Annotated in this window: 14 protein-coding genes; 6 read left to right on the plus strand and 8 right to left on the minus strand. The window is 69.0% G+C overall.

Going from position 1 to position 15,355, the window contains the following annotated elements; all coding sequences use genetic code 11:
• Positions 1 to 23: 23 nt before the first annotated feature.
• Positions 24 to 155, minus strand: coding sequence for a hypothetical protein (locus tag CU254_RS44700; RefSeq protein WP_255409770.1), 132 nt, complete (start codon positions 153 to 155; stop codon positions 24 to 26).
• Positions 155 to 1,507, minus strand: coding sequence for an OFA family MFS transporter (locus CU254_RS26995; protein ID WP_009081136.1), 1,353 nt, complete (start codon positions 1,505 to 1,507; stop codon positions 155 to 157). Before CU254_RS26995 ends, CU254_RS44700 begins: the two co-directional genes overlap by 1 nt.
• A 149-nt stretch (positions 1,508 to 1,656) precedes the next feature.
• On the opposite strand from CU254_RS26995, the gene fdhD reads away from it, so the two are divergent.
• Positions 1,657 to 2,481, plus strand: a complete 825-nt coding sequence (gene fdhD, locus CU254_RS27000) for a formate dehydrogenase accessory sulfurtransferase FdhD (RefSeq protein WP_009081138.1) — start codon at positions 1,657 to 1,659, stop codon at positions 2,479 to 2,481.
• Here fdhD and CU254_RS27005 read toward each other — a convergent pair whose 3' ends face one another.
• Complete coding sequence (locus tag CU254_RS27005; RefSeq protein ID WP_009081139.1) at positions 2,482 to 3,795, minus strand: carotenoid oxygenase family protein; 1,314 nt, start codon at positions 3,793 to 3,795, stop codon at positions 2,482 to 2,484.
• Positions 3,796 to 3,861: 66 nt separating this feature from the next.
• Here CU254_RS27005 and CU254_RS27010 point away from each other — a divergent pair, with 66 nt between their 5' ends.
• Entirely contained in the window at positions 3,862 to 4,512 is a 651-nt protein-coding gene (locus CU254_RS27010; RefSeq protein WP_009081140.1) for a TetR/AcrR family transcriptional regulator, read from the plus strand.
• Between the two features lie 48 nt (positions 4,513 to 4,560).
• The gene (locus CU254_RS27015) at positions 4,561 to 5,490 is read left to right on the plus strand and encodes an alpha/beta hydrolase family protein (protein WP_037714963.1); all 930 of its coding nucleotides are present in this window, start codon (positions 4,561 to 4,563) and stop codon (positions 5,488 to 5,490) included.
• Positions 5,491 to 5,693: 203 nt separating this feature from the next.
• Here CU254_RS27015 and CU254_RS27020 read toward each other — a convergent pair whose 3' ends face one another.
• From CU254_RS27020 to tig, 5 genes are all read right to left on the minus strand, one after another.
• Positions 5,694 to 6,086, minus strand: a complete 393-nt coding sequence (locus tag CU254_RS27020) for a hypothetical protein (protein WP_199785997.1) — start codon at positions 6,084 to 6,086, stop codon at positions 5,694 to 5,696.
• Positions 6,087 to 6,156: 70 nt separating this feature from the next.
• On the minus strand, positions 6,157 to 7,452 hold the full coding sequence (gene clpX, locus CU254_RS27025; protein WP_009081145.1) for an ATP-dependent Clp protease ATP-binding subunit ClpX: 1,296 nt from the start codon (positions 7,450 to 7,452) through the stop codon (positions 6,157 to 6,159).
• A 222-nt stretch (positions 7,453 to 7,674) separates the two neighbouring features.
• The gene (locus CU254_RS27030; protein ID WP_009081146.1) at positions 7,675 to 8,328 is read right to left on the minus strand and encodes an ATP-dependent Clp protease proteolytic subunit; all 654 of its coding nucleotides are present in this window, start codon (positions 8,326 to 8,328) and stop codon (positions 7,675 to 7,677) included.
• A gap of 25 nt (positions 8,329 to 8,353) precedes the next feature.
• On the minus strand, positions 8,354 to 8,959 hold the full coding sequence (locus CU254_RS27035) for a ClpP family protease (RefSeq protein WP_100266890.1): 606 nt from the start codon (positions 8,957 to 8,959) through the stop codon (positions 8,354 to 8,356).
• Positions 8,960 to 9,101: 142 nt separating this feature from the next.
• The gene (gene tig / locus CU254_RS27040) at positions 9,102 to 10,484 is read right to left on the minus strand and encodes a trigger factor (protein ID WP_009081148.1); all 1,383 of its coding nucleotides are present in this window, start codon (positions 10,482 to 10,484) and stop codon (positions 9,102 to 9,104) included.
• A gap of 174 nt (positions 10,485 to 10,658) precedes the next feature.
• On the opposite strand from tig, the gene CU254_RS27045 reads away from it, so the two are divergent.
• From CU254_RS27045 to CU254_RS27055, 3 genes are all read left to right on the plus strand, one after another.
• A complete protein-coding gene (locus CU254_RS27045) occupies positions 10,659 to 11,507 on the plus strand; it encodes a fructosamine kinase family protein (protein ID WP_009081149.1) in 849 nt (282 codons plus the stop codon).
• 456 nt (positions 11,508 to 11,963) lie between these two features.
• Positions 11,964 to 13,481, plus strand: coding sequence for a cell wall metabolism sensor histidine kinase WalK (locus CU254_RS27050; RefSeq protein ID WP_100266891.1), 1,518 nt, complete (start codon positions 11,964 to 11,966; stop codon positions 13,479 to 13,481).
• Between the two features lie 39 nt (positions 13,482 to 13,520).
• Positions 13,521 to 15,332 (plus strand): glycosyltransferase family 39 protein, encoded by a 1,812-nt coding sequence (locus tag CU254_RS27055; protein WP_009081151.1) that lies wholly within the window; start codon positions 13,521 to 13,523, stop codon positions 15,330 to 15,332.
• The last annotated feature ends 23 nt before the right edge of the window (positions 15,333 to 15,355 follow it).

Here is a 15,355-nt window from a genome sequence, read left to right on the forward strand (position 1 = left end):
TCCGGCGGCCTTCCCCGCGGCGGTCAGCCGCCGAAGAGCCCGACCACCTTCCGGATCAGCTCGACCACGCCGTAGCCGAACGGCGCGAGCACCCACAGCCACGCGATCACCAGCAGCAGGGTCCGGCCGCCGGAGCGGCCCTCGGCACTCGTCATCACGCTTCACTCCCCACCGCGGCCTGCCCGGCCGGCTCGTGGAACTTCTCCTTCACCGGGCGCACGCATTCGTTCGCGACGAACCCGACCACCAGCAGGCCGATCATGATCCAGAACGACAGCTGGTAGAGGTCCGGCCCGGTCTTGCCGGCCGCCTTCTGGCTGTCCGCGATCCCGTCCACGATCAACGGCCCGAGCACGCCCGCCGCCGACCACGCGGTCAGCAGCCTGCCGTGGATCGCGCCGACCTGGTACGTGCCGAACAGGTCCTTGAGGTACGCCGGGAGCGTCGAGAACCCGCCGCCGTAGAAGGACAGGATCAGCATCGCGCACAGCACGAACACCAGCTTCGACGCGTTGGTGGTCAACGCGATCACGAGGTACAGCAGCGCGCCGACGCCGAGGTAGAACCGGTAGATGTTCTTGCGCCCCACCAGATCCGAGGCCGACGACCAGACGAACCGGCCCAGCATGTTGGTCAGCGAGAGCAGCGCGACGAACCCGGCCGCGGAAGCGGTGCCGACCGGGGCCGAGGTGCCCTTGAAGAAGTCGGTGATCATCGGCGCGGCCTTCTCCAGGATGCCGATGCCCGCGGTCACGTTGAGGCACAGGACGATCCAGAGGCACCAGAACTGCGGCGTCTTCAGCGCGTTCGCCGCCGAGACGTTCGCCGTCGAGATCATCGGCTTGGCTGCGGCCTGCTTCACCGCGCCCGCCGGACGCCAGTCGTCGGCCGGGACGCGGACGATCAGCACGCCCATCGTCATGAAGACCGCGTAGACGATCCCGTGGATCAGGAACGCCGTCGCGATGTCGCCGGTCGTGGGCGAGGAGCCGAGCATCGCCGACGACCACGGCGACGCGATCAGCGCGCCGCCGCCGAAGCCCATGATCGCGATCCCGGTGGCCATGCCCGGCCGGTCCGGGAACCATTTGATCAGCGTCGACACCGGCGAGATGTAGCCGATGCCGAGGCCGATTCCGCCGACCCCGCCGTAGCCGGCCACCACGAGCCAGAACTGGCCGCTCGCGACGCCGAGCGCGGCGAGCAGGAAGCCGGCGGAGAAACAGACTGTGGCGACGGTCATGGCCCAGCGCGGGCCGTTCTTCTCCACGAGGGTGCCGCCGAACGCGGCGGACAGCCCCAGCATCACGATGCCGAGCTGGAACGGCAGCCCGGACTGCGTGCCCGACAGTCCGAGGGTCTTCTCCAGCGGCGTCTTGAAGACGCTCCACGCGTAGGCTTGGCCGATCGACAGGTGGATGGACAGCGCGGCGGGCGGCACGAGCCAGCGGGTCCATCCGGGTGGTGCGACGATGCGGGAACGGGCAAGGAAGCCGGGGACAGCCATCGGCGGTCTCCTCCCAACAGTGACGAGGTGCTGGGAATGGTTTACCAGATCCTCGGCGTTGCGCCGGATGACTGTCGAATGACGTGAGAATGTCTTGTCGGCGACGACAAAAGACAGCGCCGAAAACGACAAAACGAGTGGAGCGGGCGATGGGCAGAGTGACGGTGCGGCGGCCGGTACGGCGGATCTCCGCGGCCGGCGAACGGCGCCGGCCGGACTCGCTGGCCGCCGAGGAACCGCTGGAGCTGCGAGTCGGCGGCAAGGCGCTCGCGGTGACAATGCGCACACCCGGCCACGACGTCGAACTGGCGCACGGCTTCCTGCTTTCGGAGGGCGTGCTCGGGTCGCGGGAGGACGTGGCCGTGGCGCGCTACTGCGACGGCGTCGACGACCAGGGCCGCAATACCTACAACGTGCTCGACATCGCGCTCGCCGAGGGAGTCGCCCCGCCGGACACCGGCGTCGAGCGGAACTTCTACACCACGTCGTCGTGCGGCGTCTGCGGCAAGGCCGCGCTCGACGCGGTGAAGCTGCGCAGCCGGTTCTCCCCCGCTTCGTCGGAGTTCGCGGTGAAGACCGACGTCCTCTCGCAGATGCCGGATCGGTTGCGGGAACAGCAAAAGGTGTTCTCGTCCACCGGCGGCCTGCACGCCGCCGGACTGTTCACTTCGGACGGTCAGCTCGTCGTCGTGCGCGAGGACGTCGGACGGCACAACGCGGTCGACAAGGTGCTCGGCTGGGCTCTGCAGGCGGGCCGGATCCCGGCGCCCGATCTGGGGCTGCTGGTCTCCGGCCGCGCCTCGTTCGAACTCGTGCAGAAGGCCGCGATGGCCGGCATCGGACTGCTCGCCGCGGTGTCCGCGCCGTCGTCGCTCGCGGTCGAACTGGCCGAGGAGAACGGCATGACGCTGATCGGTTTCCTGCGCGGCGACAGCATGAACCTCTACACCGGGGACCAGCGCCTGCTCACCTGATCACGCCTCGGCGGGCACCCAGTTGCCGTGGAAGCCGTGCGGGACCCGGTCCGGCAGGTGCACCGCGGCGACGGTTTCGAGGGTGCCCGCGTCAAGCAGGACAAGATCGCTGCGCGCCTCCGCCGCGTCGTAGACATAGCCCATCAGCACGCCCTCGTCCTCGCCCGCGTCCGCGCTGGAAGGGACGAACACGAATTCGCCCGGCTCGCGTCCGGGACCGAACCGGTGCGCGTCGACGGAACCCTTGCGCAGGTCGTGTTTGTAGACCGCGCCGACGCTGCGCGACCTGCCGTCGAGCGCGGTCGTGTAACCGTACCGGTGCGGCAGGCCGACCAAGCGCTCGTCCACCCGCGGGAACTCCTGTCCGTGCTCGTCGATCCGCTCCTCGACGACCTTCCCGAGCGCGAGGTCGACGGTCCACCGGTCGAGCGTCGGCTCGCCTTCGGCCGGGCCGTGCAGCGCGCGGTCGAACATCTTCGGGTGCCGGACCACGTCGAGCACGATCCGGTCGTCCTCGTCGTAGGCGTTGAGCGGATGGAAGACGTAGCACTGGCCGACGTCGAACCAGCGCACGTCGCTGTTGTCCCCTTCGCGCGGCATCACGCCGATGCGCGCCGGGTAGTCCGGATTCCATCGGTAGGGCAAGGAACTCACGCCGCGGCCGGTGCGCGCGGTCAGCGGATCGGGCACGTCGACCGGCACCGGGGCCTGGTCCGGATCGAAGGTGACCGGCAGGTCGTAGAACACGACATAGCGTTCGGTGAGCGAGAAATCGTGCATCATCGGCGCCCCGGTGACCTCGACGTCGACCGTGCGCCGCGCGCGGCCGTCGGTGCCGACCACCGAATACTGCACCCGATTGCCGAGCCCGAACTGGTACGAGACGGCGTGCAGCTCGCCGGTCCGCGGGTCGCGCTTCGGGTGTGCCGTGTACCCGGAGAGAGTGCCGTCGAAATCGCAGACGCCGAGGGCGTCCAGCTCCTCGCTCAGCTCCCACTGCGGCAGGCCGCCCTCGACAAGCGCGATCGTGCGCCCGGCGTGCCCGATGACGTTGGTGTTGGCCCCGGCCTCGTCCGTGCCGACGCGGCGGCTGCGGTACCACTCGGCCCGGCCGTCGCGCAGCCGCACGCCGTGCACCATGCCGCGGCCGAGGAACCAGTGGTGGGTTTCCGGGTCCGGGTCGGCCGGATTCGGCCCGTTCCGCAGGTAGCGGCCGTCGAGATAGTCGGGCAGCTTTCCGGTGACCGTCAGCCGGGTGCTCGTGTACTCGCGCTCGACCGGCGCGAAATTGCCTTCGAGGAAAGGATTTCCCATGACCCGCTCCTGTCCATAACGTGGTTATGGACACCGGTATAACAGGGTTATGGGATACTGGCAAGCATGAGCGAGCGGACTCGGGGCGCACACGCGCGGACGCAACTGGTCGAGGCGGCGATCCGACTGCTGGCCGACGGCGGCCCGGAAGCACTGCAGGCCCGCAAGCTGGCGGCGGAGATCGGCGCGTCCACGATGGCCGTGTACACGCACTTCGGCGGGATGTCCGCGCTCATGGAAGCCGTTGCGCGAGAGGGGTTTCGGCGGCTGATCGCCAACATGGCGACGGTCGAGCCGACTGACGACCCGGTCGCCGATCTGTACCAGCTGGCGCTCGCCTACCGCCGGACCGCGGTGGAGCACCCGGAGCTGTTCACGCTCATGTTCCGCGAGGCGGGGGCGCACGGGCAACCGGTCGGCGACCTGCTGAAGGACCATCAGGACAGCGAGGCGGCGTCGTCGTTCCGCGGCATGGTCGCCGCCGTCGGACGCACCATCGAAGCCGGCCGGCTCCAGGGCGACCCGCTCGCCGTCGCCTCACAGGTGTGGAGCGCGGTGCACGGCTATGTCACCCTCGAGTTGCTGGGCCATTTCGGCCGGGGCGACCGCGGCGTGACCGAAGTGCTCGCGCCACTCTGCGTGACGCTCGTCGTCGGGCTCGGAGACCGCCCTGCCGCCGCCCGGGCGTCCGTGGGTCTGGTCACAACGACCGGATGAAGATCTGCCGAAGGCAACGTTTTGCCTCTTCCTCACGTCTTACGCTGTATGGGTGAGGGGGATCGGGTGAACGAGGAGACTGAGGGCCGAAGGCGGGTGAGCCGCCGGTCCATGCTGATCGCGGGCGCCTCGGGCCTCGGCATCGCCGGGCTCGCGGTGGGGAGCGCGACCGGCGTGGTGCCGTTCAACCAGGCCATGCAGCGGGCACTGGGCGTGACGTCGTCGACGCCGGTGACGCAGCTGGGCAGCATGCGCGTGGAGCGGGTTTACTCGCACGCCCGCGGCCGGGAAGTGGACCTCGTTTTTCTCCTGCCGAGCAAGAAGCCGCCGGCCGGCCTGCCGATGTCGCTGATGCTGCACGGCCTGCACGGTTCGGCGCGCTCCGCCTCTCCGAGCGGTCTGCTGAAGCAGCTGGGCAGCGACGTCGCCCGCAAAGCCGTGCCCGCGTACGGCTTCGTCGCGGTCGACGGCGGCGACAACTACTGGCACCAGGTCCGCCCCGGCGACGACCCGATGGCGATGCTCCTGGAAGAAATCCCGCAGTGGCTGCGCGCCCGCGGCTTCGGCGGCACGGACGGCGTGCCGTTCGCGTGCGCCGGAGTCTCGATGGGCGGCTTCGGAGCGCTCCTGTACGCCCGCCGCCGAGCCGAACGCCGCCAGCCGCCCGCCGCGGTCGCCGCGATCGCTCCGGCGCTGATCACGTCGTGGCCGGAAATGGCGAAGCGGCGCATTTTCACCGGGATGACGGATTGGACGTCGCTGGATCCGCTGCGTCACCAGTCCGCGCTGCAGGGCATTCCGACGGCGGTTTACTGCGGTACGGAGGACCCGTTCATCACCGGGGTGCGGCGGTATATCGCGGAAACGCACCCGACGATCGGCTACACGGCGCACGGGAAGCACAGCGACACGTTCTTCCGCACCACGGTGCCCAGCATGGTGGGGTTCTTGGGGAAGCATTTGCGGCAGAAGGTGTGATCCTTCTTCGCCGATAACGGTCGCTGCGCTACGACACGGAAAGTCGGCCAGGCCGAGAAACGCCCGTCGCCGCGGCTTTCCCGGCGCGCCATGCGGAGCCCCGGAGGGACCGTGGGGAACGCATTCATGGCCGCACCACGACCAGGCCGCGCCCGCACTACTGCCGTGCGCTGTTGTCCACGACGACGGTTACCGCGAGGGAATTACGACACCCAGCGGGCCATGACGGACATCACCCAGAACCCGACCATCGCCGCCAGTGCCATGAGCAGCGACCAGCGCAGCTGCTGCGCCCGCGTCTCCGCACCGCGCAGGCGGCGCAGGAACAGCCACGACACCACGAACTCCGGGATCGGCAGCAGCGGGAACGCCGAACGCCGGGTGCCGACCGCGACCAGGCAGACCAGCGTGAACAGCACGAGCATGATCTCGGACGCGCGGATCAGCCACGGGAAGCGCGTCAGCACGGACGCGGCGACCCGTTCGCTCAGCTCCACGAGGCCGACCGGAGCGGCGGACGGCTCGGGTTCGGCGGGCACCGCTTCGCCGGGGTCGGTCTCGTCCCCCCGGGGTGCGGTCAGCGGCACGGTTGTCATCCTGTCCATTATCGCGCCTGCCGCCGACACCCGGACAGCCGACTCCTGCTAACGCCCGGCGGACGCCGGGTCAGGCCGACTTTTCGCCGCGCTCGCTGCGGGTGCGGCGGGACGGCTGGCGAGCCACGATCGTGGGGTTCACGTTCTCCCGCACGGTCTGCTCGGTGATCACGACCTTCGCCACGTCCTCGCGGCTCGGGATGTCGTACATGACCGGCTGGAGGACTTCCTCCATGATCGCGCGCAGGCCGCGGGCGCCGGTGCCGCGGAGCACGGCCTGGTCGGCGATGGCCTCGAGCGCGGTCTTGGTGAACTCCAGCTCGACGTTGTCCATCTCGAAGAGCTTCTTGTACTGCTTCACCAGCGCGTTGCGCGGCTGCGTCAGGATCGAGACGAGCGATTCCTTGTCCAGGTGGTTCACCGTCGCCACGACCGGGAGCCGGCCGATGAACTCCGGGATCAGCCCGAACTTGATCAGGTCCTCCGGCATGGTCTCGGAGAACACGTCGCTGCCCTCGATCTCGGCCTTGGTGCGGATCTCCGCGCCGAAGCCGAGGCCGCGCTTGCCGACCCGCTCGTTGATGATCTTCTCCAGCCCGGCGAACGCGCCCGCGACGATGAACAGCACGTTCGTCGTGTCGATCTGGATGAATTCCTGGTGCGGGTGCTTGCGCCCGCCCTGCGGCGGCACCGACGCGGTGGTGCCCTCGAGGATCTTCAGCAGCGCCTGCTGCACGCCCTCGCCGGACACGTCGCGGGTGATCGACGGGTTCTCGCTCTTGCGGGCGATCTTGTCGACCTCGTCGATGTAGATGATGCCGGTCTCGGCGCGCTTGACGTCGTAGTCGGCCGCCTGGATCAGCTTCAGCAGGATGTTCTCGACGTCCTCGCCGACGTAGCCCGCCTCGGTGAGCGCGGTGGCGTCGGCGATCGCGAACGGAACGTTCAGCAGCTTCGCCAGCGTCTGCGCGAGGTAGGTCTTGCCGCAGCCGGTGGGGCCGAGCATCAGGATGTTGGACTTGGCCAGCTCGACCGGCTCGTCCTTGGAGTCCTTCGGGCCGGACTTGTCGTCGGCCTGGATCCGCTTGTAGTGGTTGTACACCGCGACCGCGAGCGTTTTCTTCGCGTCGTCCTGGCCGATGATGTACTGCTCGAGGAACTCGTGGATGTCGGCGGGCTTGGGCAGCTCGTCGAGCTTCACGTCGCCGGCTTCGGCCAGCTCCTCTTCGATGATCTCGTTGCAGAGGTCGATGCACTCATCGCAGATGTAGACCCCCGGGCCGGCAATGAGCTTCTTCACCTGCTTCTGGCTCTTGCCGCAGAAAGAACACTTCAGCAGGTCGCCGCCGTCACCGATCCGTGCCATGGCCGTTGACCTCGTCCCCTCCGGTGCGCGGGGCGCACCTGCACTACTCTCTGGCGGCCCCGGGACTGCCAGCCGTACCCGGGACCCACACGCATTGCCATCGACGGTACCCGTCCGAAGGCGCGGTCGGGAACACCCGACCCCTTCGGGCACGTCGACGACCGACAGTAGACCAGCGGGCCGGTGCGCGTCGCGGATTCGCCGCGCACCGGCCCGTCGCGGTCAGTTCGCCGAGGCCTTCCGGTACGGGAGCACCTCGTCGATCAGGCCGTAGGCCTTGGCCTCTTCGGCGGTGAGGATCTTGTCCCGCTCGATGTCGGCCTTGATCTCGTCCGGTTCCTTGTTCGTGTGCTTCGCCAGGATGACCTCCATCTGGCGGCGCACGCGCTGGATCTCGTTGGCCTGGATCTCCAGGTCCGAGACCTGCCCGTAGGTGCCCTCGGTGGCGGGCTGGTGGATCAGCACGCGCGCGTTCGGCAGCGCCATGCGCTTGCCCGGCGTGCCCGCCGCCAGCAGCACCGCGGCGGCCGAGGCGGCCTGGCCGAGGCACACGGTCGAGATGTCCGGGCGGATGTACTGCATGGTGTCGTAGATCGCCATCAGCGACGTGAACGACCCGCCCGGGGAGTTGATGTAGATGCTGATGTCGCGGTCCGGGTCCTCGTGCTCGAGGTGCAGCAGCTGGGCCATCACGTCGTTGGCCGACGCGTCGTCCACCTGCACGCCGAGGAAGATCGTCCGCTCCTCGTACAGCTTGTTGTACGGGTTGGACTCCTTCACGCCGTAGCTGGTGCGCTCGACGTAGGACGGGAGGATGTACCGCGACTGGGGAGTCTGCGGGGCCCGGAAGTCACCCGGGAGCCGGAAGTTGCTCATGACGCTCTCCTGTGTGCTTGCGGGCTCAGTTGCTCGAGGTCAGGCCGCTGTCGCGGGTCAGCACGTGGTCGACGAAGCCGTAGTCCTTCGCCTCCTGCGCGGTGAACCAGCGGTCGCGGTCGCCGTCCTTGATGATCTGCTCGGTGGTCTGCCCGGTCTGCTCGGCGGTGATCCGCGCGAGCTCCTGCTTCCACTTGTTGAACAGGTCCGCCTGGATGGCGATGTCCGACGCGGTGCCGCCGACGCCCGCGGACGGCTGGTGCATCAGGATGCGCGCGTGCGGGAGCGCGTAGCGCTTGCCGGGGGTGCCCGAGGACAGCAGGAACTGCCCCATCGAGGCCGCCATGCCCATCGCGTAGGTCGCCACGTCCGGGCGGATCAGCTGCATGGTGTCGTAGATCGCGAACCCGGCCGTCACCGAGCCGCCCGGCGAGTTGATGTAGAACCGGATGTCCGATTCGGCGTCGTCCGCGTCGAGCAGCAGGAGCTGCGCGGTGAGCCGGTTGGCGACCTCGTCGTTGACCTCGGAGCCGAGAACGACGATGCGCTCCTGGAGCAACCGCTCGAACACCGAGTCGGTGAGGTTGAGCCCCGCGGTGCCGGTCCGCCCCTCGGGCATGTGCTGCTTCACGTCTGCCTGCCTTTTCACCGGCGGCGGGCCGCCTGTGAGAGCCGCGCCGCCGCTGTCGTGTTCATGCTTGAGATCTTGCAACCGACCCTAACGAACTTGGGCGGTGCAGAATGCCTGACACCGCCCAAGTTCGCTCACAGCTTTACTCCGCGGGGGTCGCCGCCGCTTCTTCGGTGACCTGCGTCTCCTCGGCGGGGGCTTCTTCGTCCGCGCCGAACAGCTCGCTCAGGTCGACCTCCGCACCGGACGCGTCCTTCACCGTGGTGCCGCGCACGACGGAGGCTAGGGCCTTGCCGCGGCGGACGTCGGCGTAGATCGCGGTCAGCTGGCCGGACTGCTGGGCCCGCTGCACGTACTCGTCCGGGCTGACGCCGAAGCGCTGCGCCTGGTAGATGATCCGCTCGGTGAGCTCGCCGTCGTTGACCGACGTCTTCTCCTTGTCGGCGATGGTGTCCAGCAGCAGCTGCGTGCGGACGGCCTTCTCCGACTCCTCCTTCACCTCGGCGTTGAACTCCTCGAGGGTGCGCCCCTCGGCCTCGAGCGCCTTGGCGAACTGCTCCTCGTCGTGGTCGAACGGGTGGACCGCGTCGTGCTTGCGGTTCTCGATCTCGGCCTCGACGACCTTCTCCGGCAGCGGCACCTCGGTGCGCTCGAGCAGGATCTCGAGGACCTTGTCGCGCGCCTGGACGCCCTGCTGCATCTTCTTGACGCGGCCGAGGCGGGTGCGCAGGTCCTCGCGCAGCTCGTCGATCGTGTCGAACTCGCTCGCCAGCTGGGCGAACTCGTCGTCGGCCTCGGGCAGCTCGCGCTCCTTGACCGACTGCACGGTGACGGTGACCTCGGCGTCCTGGCCGGCGAACTCGCCCGCGACCAGCTTGGTGGTGAACACCTTGGTCTCGCCCGCGGTGGCGCCGACGATCGCCTCGTCGATGCCGTCCACGAGCTGGCCGGAGCCGATCTCGTAGGACAGGCCGGTGGTGGAGGCCTCTTCGACGGCCTTGCCGTCGACGGTGGCCGACAGGTCGATCGACACGAAGTCGCCGGTCTGGGCCGGGCGCTCGACGCCGGTCAGGGTGCCGAAGCGGGCGCGCAGCTCGTCGAGCTGCTCGGCGACCTCTTCGTCGGTGGTCTCGACGTCGTCGACGCTGATCTCGAGGCCGGCGAGGTCGGGCAGCTCGATCTCCGGCCGCACGTCGACCTCGGCGCTGAACTCCAGCACCTCGCGGTCCTCGAGCTTGGTCACCTCGAACTCGGGCTGGCCGAGCGTCCGGACCTCGCCCGCGCGGACGGCCTCGATGTACTTGGCCGGAATGGCCTCGTTGACGACCTCGTCGAGCACCGGCGCGCGGCCGATCCGGCTTTCCAGGACGCGAGCGGGGACCTTGCCGGGACGGAAACCGGGGACCCGCACCTGCTGGGCGATCTTCCGGTACGCGGCGTCGAAGTTCGGCTTGAGCTCGTCGAACGGCACCTCGACATTGATCTTCACTCGCGTCGGGCTGAGCTGCTCGACGGTGCTCTTCAAGGTCTTCTCCTCGAGCGGTAAACGATGGGGGCGGACAGTCCCTCGGGACCGCCCCGGTCACCTGCTGACCGGGATATCCGAGTCTAGGCCAGAGGGTTGACAAGACTGGCTGCGGGGCACCTCGCCGAGCGTGCCCGATCAGCGGGCGTGGGCGCGCGCCCGTAGCGTTCGCATGTGGTTTCCGGGCAGCAGAGCGAAGGTCCGGCCGCAGCGGCGGCGCGGCTCACCGGCTACGAGACGGTGTCGCCTGACACCTCAGGCACGCTAAGTGAGATCACCCTAACCGACGGTGCCCACCGCTTCGACGCGATAGTGAAGCGTGGCCATGCCCCCGGCGCGACCCGCGCCGAGGCCGCCGGACTGCGCTGGCTGGCCGACGCGAACGCGGTACGGATCCCCCGAGTCCACGGCGCAGACGACACGTGGCTAGTGCTGGACCGGGTGACCGAGAGCACGCCCACGCACGCAGAGGAGTTCGGCCGAAACCTGGCCCGCCTCCACGCAGCCGGCGCCCCCGCATTCGGCTCGCCTCCCCCTGACGGCTTGACCGACGCCTGGATCGGCACCGCCCCGATGCGCAACACCCCCGGCACTTCCTGGCCGCAGTGGTACGCCGAATACCGAATTCTCCCCTATGTCCGGATGGCCTCGAAGATTCTCGACCCGGCAATCTTCGAACGAGCCTGCGCACGCATCCCGTCGGTCGCGGGCCCACCGGAACCACCCGCCCGCCTGCACGGAGACCTGTGGAGCGGAAACGTCCTGTGGGACGCGGACGGAGCAGTCCTGATCGACCCAGCCGCACACGGCGGTCACCGAGAAACCGATCTAGCCATGCTGCACCTGTTCGGCTGCCCGAACCTGGACCGAATCGTCGCCGCCTACGACGAGTACGCACCCTTGGCGGCCGGATACCGAGACCGAATCGCCCTGCACCAACTCTTCCCGCTGCTGGTGCACACCGTCCTCTTCGGACGGTCCTACGCCGCACAAGCAACCGCAGCAGCCCGCTCCCTGGGCTGACCCCCGCCCACGACGCACCCAATGTGGCATTGGGTGCATCTGACGCACCGAACGCCACATTGGTTGCGTCACATGCACCCAATGCCACATTGGGGCGCTACCAGCGCACGCCGCGCCCCCAACGCCCCCACCCACCTGAGCCGCGCAACAAACCGCCGCCGACGCACCCACCCATCGAGGCACCAACCAAACCGCCGCCGACGCACCCCACCGCCGGGGGCACCCAGCCCCTCCCCCAACCCCGATACGAAGCCTCCCTGCGGGCGGCGGGTGCTTGTCAAGGCATCTTTCCCGCCTTGACAAGCACCCACCGCCCGTCAGCACAATCAAACTTCGGGGTGCCCCACGCAACCCATCTCACCGGCAATGTCGCCCGCCAGGGCGACGAGCCGACGACACAGCCCCCTCACAGCAAGCACACATCACCCCCACACCCAAAAACCGCACTCTCAACCCATGACCCCCCGCGCATGGATCGCCGCCCTCCCCTCCCGGCGATCCCTGCGCACAAAACTCACCCTCTCCATCGTCGTCCTCCTCTCCCTGGTCTGCCTGACCATCGGCGTGATCAGCGAATTCGCCCTCCGAGCCTTCCTCCTGACCCAAACCGACACCCAACTCTCGGCAGCCACCGCCCGAGCCCTCGACTTCGCCACCCACCCGTCCCCACCCGGCGAAAACCGCACCCCCTTGGACGCCCCAGGCCAAGGCGCAGGCACAGTCACCGCCCACTTCTCCCCGGACGGCACGAACGGAACCGGCGGCTGGCTCTCCCCCCACGGCCAACGGCTGACCCTCACCTCAGAAGAACTGGCAGCCCTGCGAGACCTCCCGACCAACGGCCGCCCCTACACCCGCACCATCGGCTCCCTAGGCGACTACCGCCTGACCGCCTTCCCGGTCCCAGACGGCGTAGTAATCACCGGCGTCCCCCTGTCCCCAATGCAGCAAACGCTCCTGACCGTCGGCCTGATCCTCTTCGGCGTAGCCGCCGCCGGAGTAACCGGCGCGGCTTTCCTAGGCGCCTTCGCCGTCCGCCGAACCCTCCGCCCCCTCGACCGCGTCGCGGAAACCGCCTCCCGCGTCTCCGAACTCCCCCTGGACCGAGGCGACGTCGACCTGTCCATCCGAGTCCCGGCCCAAGACACCGACCCCCGCACCGAAGTAGGCCAAGTAGGCGCAGCGCTCAACCACATGCTCGGCCACATCTCCTCCGCCCTGGAAGCCCGGCACGCCAGCGAGCTGCGCGTCCGCCGGTTCGTCGCCGACGCCAGCCACGAACTGCGCACCCCACTAGCCGCCATCCGCGGCTACGCCGAACTCGCCGGACGCTCGGACAGCCACGCCCCGCCCGACGTCGCGCACTCGATGACCCGCATCGAGTCCGAAGCCGACCGCATGACGGCGCTCGTCGAAGACCTCCTCCTGCTTGCCCGCCTCGACGCGGGCCGTCCGCTCGACGTAGCCGAAGTCGACCTGACCCGCCTGGTCGTGGACGCGGTCGGCGACGCCCACGTCGCAGGCCCGCACCACGTCTGGCAACTCGCGATGCCGGACGAACCGATCCTCGTACTGGGCGATGTCCAACGCCTGCACCAGGTTCTGGCGAATCTGCTCGCGAACGCCCGCGTCCACACGCCGCCCGGCACCACCGTGGTCACCGCCCTCACGCGTTCCGCGGACGGCAGCGCCGTGGTGACCGTGACCGACAACGGCCCAGGCATCCCGCCGGAACTGCAACCAGCGGTGTTCGAACGCTTCGCCCGAGGGGATTCCTCACGGTCCCGCGCCGCCGGTTCGACCGGGCTCGGCCTGGCGATCGCGTCGGCCGTCCTGACCGCGCACCACGGCGCCATCGCGATGCGCAGCCGCCCCGGCCAAACCGAATTCGCCGTACGGCTGCCGATCGCGGTCCCGGCGCAGCGGACCCCGCGGGCGGATCACCGCAAGTCCCACAGCGGGCACACAGGGTAGGCACATCCCCGCCCCAGCTCGTCCCCCGAGGCTGGCCGCATGACCGCAGTCGCGACCCAGGCAGCCGTTCCCGCCGCGCCGGTGCAGCGCGCCGAGCCGAGGTGGGTGCGCCCGGCGCTGGTACTGCTGCTCGCCGCCACAGCCGCGCTGTACCTGTGGGATCTCGGCGCGTCCGGCTGGGCCAACGCGTTCTACTCCGCCGCCGCACAAGCCGGATCGCAGAGCTGGAAGGCATTGTTCTTCGGCTCCACCGATGCGGCCAACGGCATCACCGTGGACAAAACGCCAGCCGCGCTGTGGTTGATGAACCTGTCCGCGCGGCTGTTCGGCGTAAACGCGTGGAGCATCCTGGTGCCGCAAGCGTTGCTGGGCGTCGGCTCCACGTGGCTGCTTTACGCAACTGTCCGACGCACTTCCGGTGCCGCAGCAGGATTGCTCGCTGGCGCAGTGCTCACTCTCACCCCCGCAGCAGCGCTGATCTTCCGCTTCAACAACCCGGACGCGTTGCTGGTGCTGCTACTGATCGCCGCTGCCTACGGCACGGTGCGAGCGATCGAGAAGGCCAGCCCGCGGTGGCTCGTTTTCGCGGGCGTGGCAATCGGATTCGGCTTCCTTACCAAGATGCTGCAGGCCTTCCTCGTCCTTCCCGCCTTCGCGCTCACGTACCTCGTCGCCGCACCGACCACGCTCGGCAAGCGCCTGTGGCATTTGCTCGCCGGACTGGGTGCGGTCGTGGTCTCGGCAGGCTGGTATCTCGCCGTGGTGACGTTGTGGCCGGCCGCGGACCGGCCGTACATCGGCGGGTCGCAGAACAACAGCCTGCTCGAACTTACCTTGGGCTACAACGGTTTCGGCCGCATCACCGGCAACGAGACCGGCAGCGTCGGCGGGAGTCCGGGCGGAGGGTGGGGCAGCACCGGGCTGTTCCGGTTGTTCGGCAACGAAATGGCGGGCGGCATCGCCTGGCTGCTCCCCGCCGCAGTGCTCGGACTCGGCGCTGGACTGTGGTTCACCCGCGACGCGCCCCGCACCGACCGCAGTCGCGCTTCGCTGTTGCTCTGGGGCGGCTGGCTGCTCGTGACGGCCGCGGTGTTCAGCTTCATGGGCGGCATCATCCATCCCTACTACACCGTCGCGCTCGCCCCCGCGATCGCCGCGCTCGTCGGGACCGCCGCCGTCCAGTTGTGGCGGATCCGCGGCAATCCGGCCGCCGTCGGGCTTTTGAGCGGCGGTGTCGCGCTGACGACCGTGACAAGTTATGTGCTGCTGGACAGTTCCTGGCAACCGTGGCTGGCCCCGACCGTACTCATTCTCGGGCTTTTGGCCGCTATCGCCCTGTTTTTCGCGCAGCACTTCGGCCGGGTCGCCGCGGTGCTGGGTCTGGTCGTGCTGCTCACCGGAACCGGCGCGTACAGCCTCGCCACCGCGGCGACCCCGCACAGCGGCGCGATCCCGTCCGCCGGACCGAATACGCGGCAGATGTTCGGCGGCGGCGGACTGCTCGGCACCACCCTGCCCGGCCCGAACCTGACCGCCCTGCTGCGGAAGTCCGGCGACCACCGATGGGCGGCGGCTACCGTCGGCTCCAACAACGCCGCCGGATACCAGCTCGGCAGCGGCGAACCGGTGCTCGCGGTGGGCGGATTCAACGGCACCGACCCGTATCCGACGCTCGCGCAGTTCGAGCAGTACGTCCGGCAAGGACAGGTCCGCTACTTCCTCGGCGACGGCATGACCATGCGCGGCGCCAGCAGCGGAAGCGACGCCGCCGCCCGGATCGTCCAGTGGGTGGCCGAGAATTACCAAATGACCACAGTGGACGGTGTCTCCGTCTACGACCTGACTGCCTGATTCCCGTGCCCCGCGGCCAAGAT

The sequence above is a fragment of the Amycolatopsis sp. AA4 genome (assembly GCF_002796545.1).
Taxonomy (GTDB): Bacteria; Actinomycetota; Actinomycetes; order Mycobacteriales; family Pseudonocardiaceae; genus Amycolatopsis.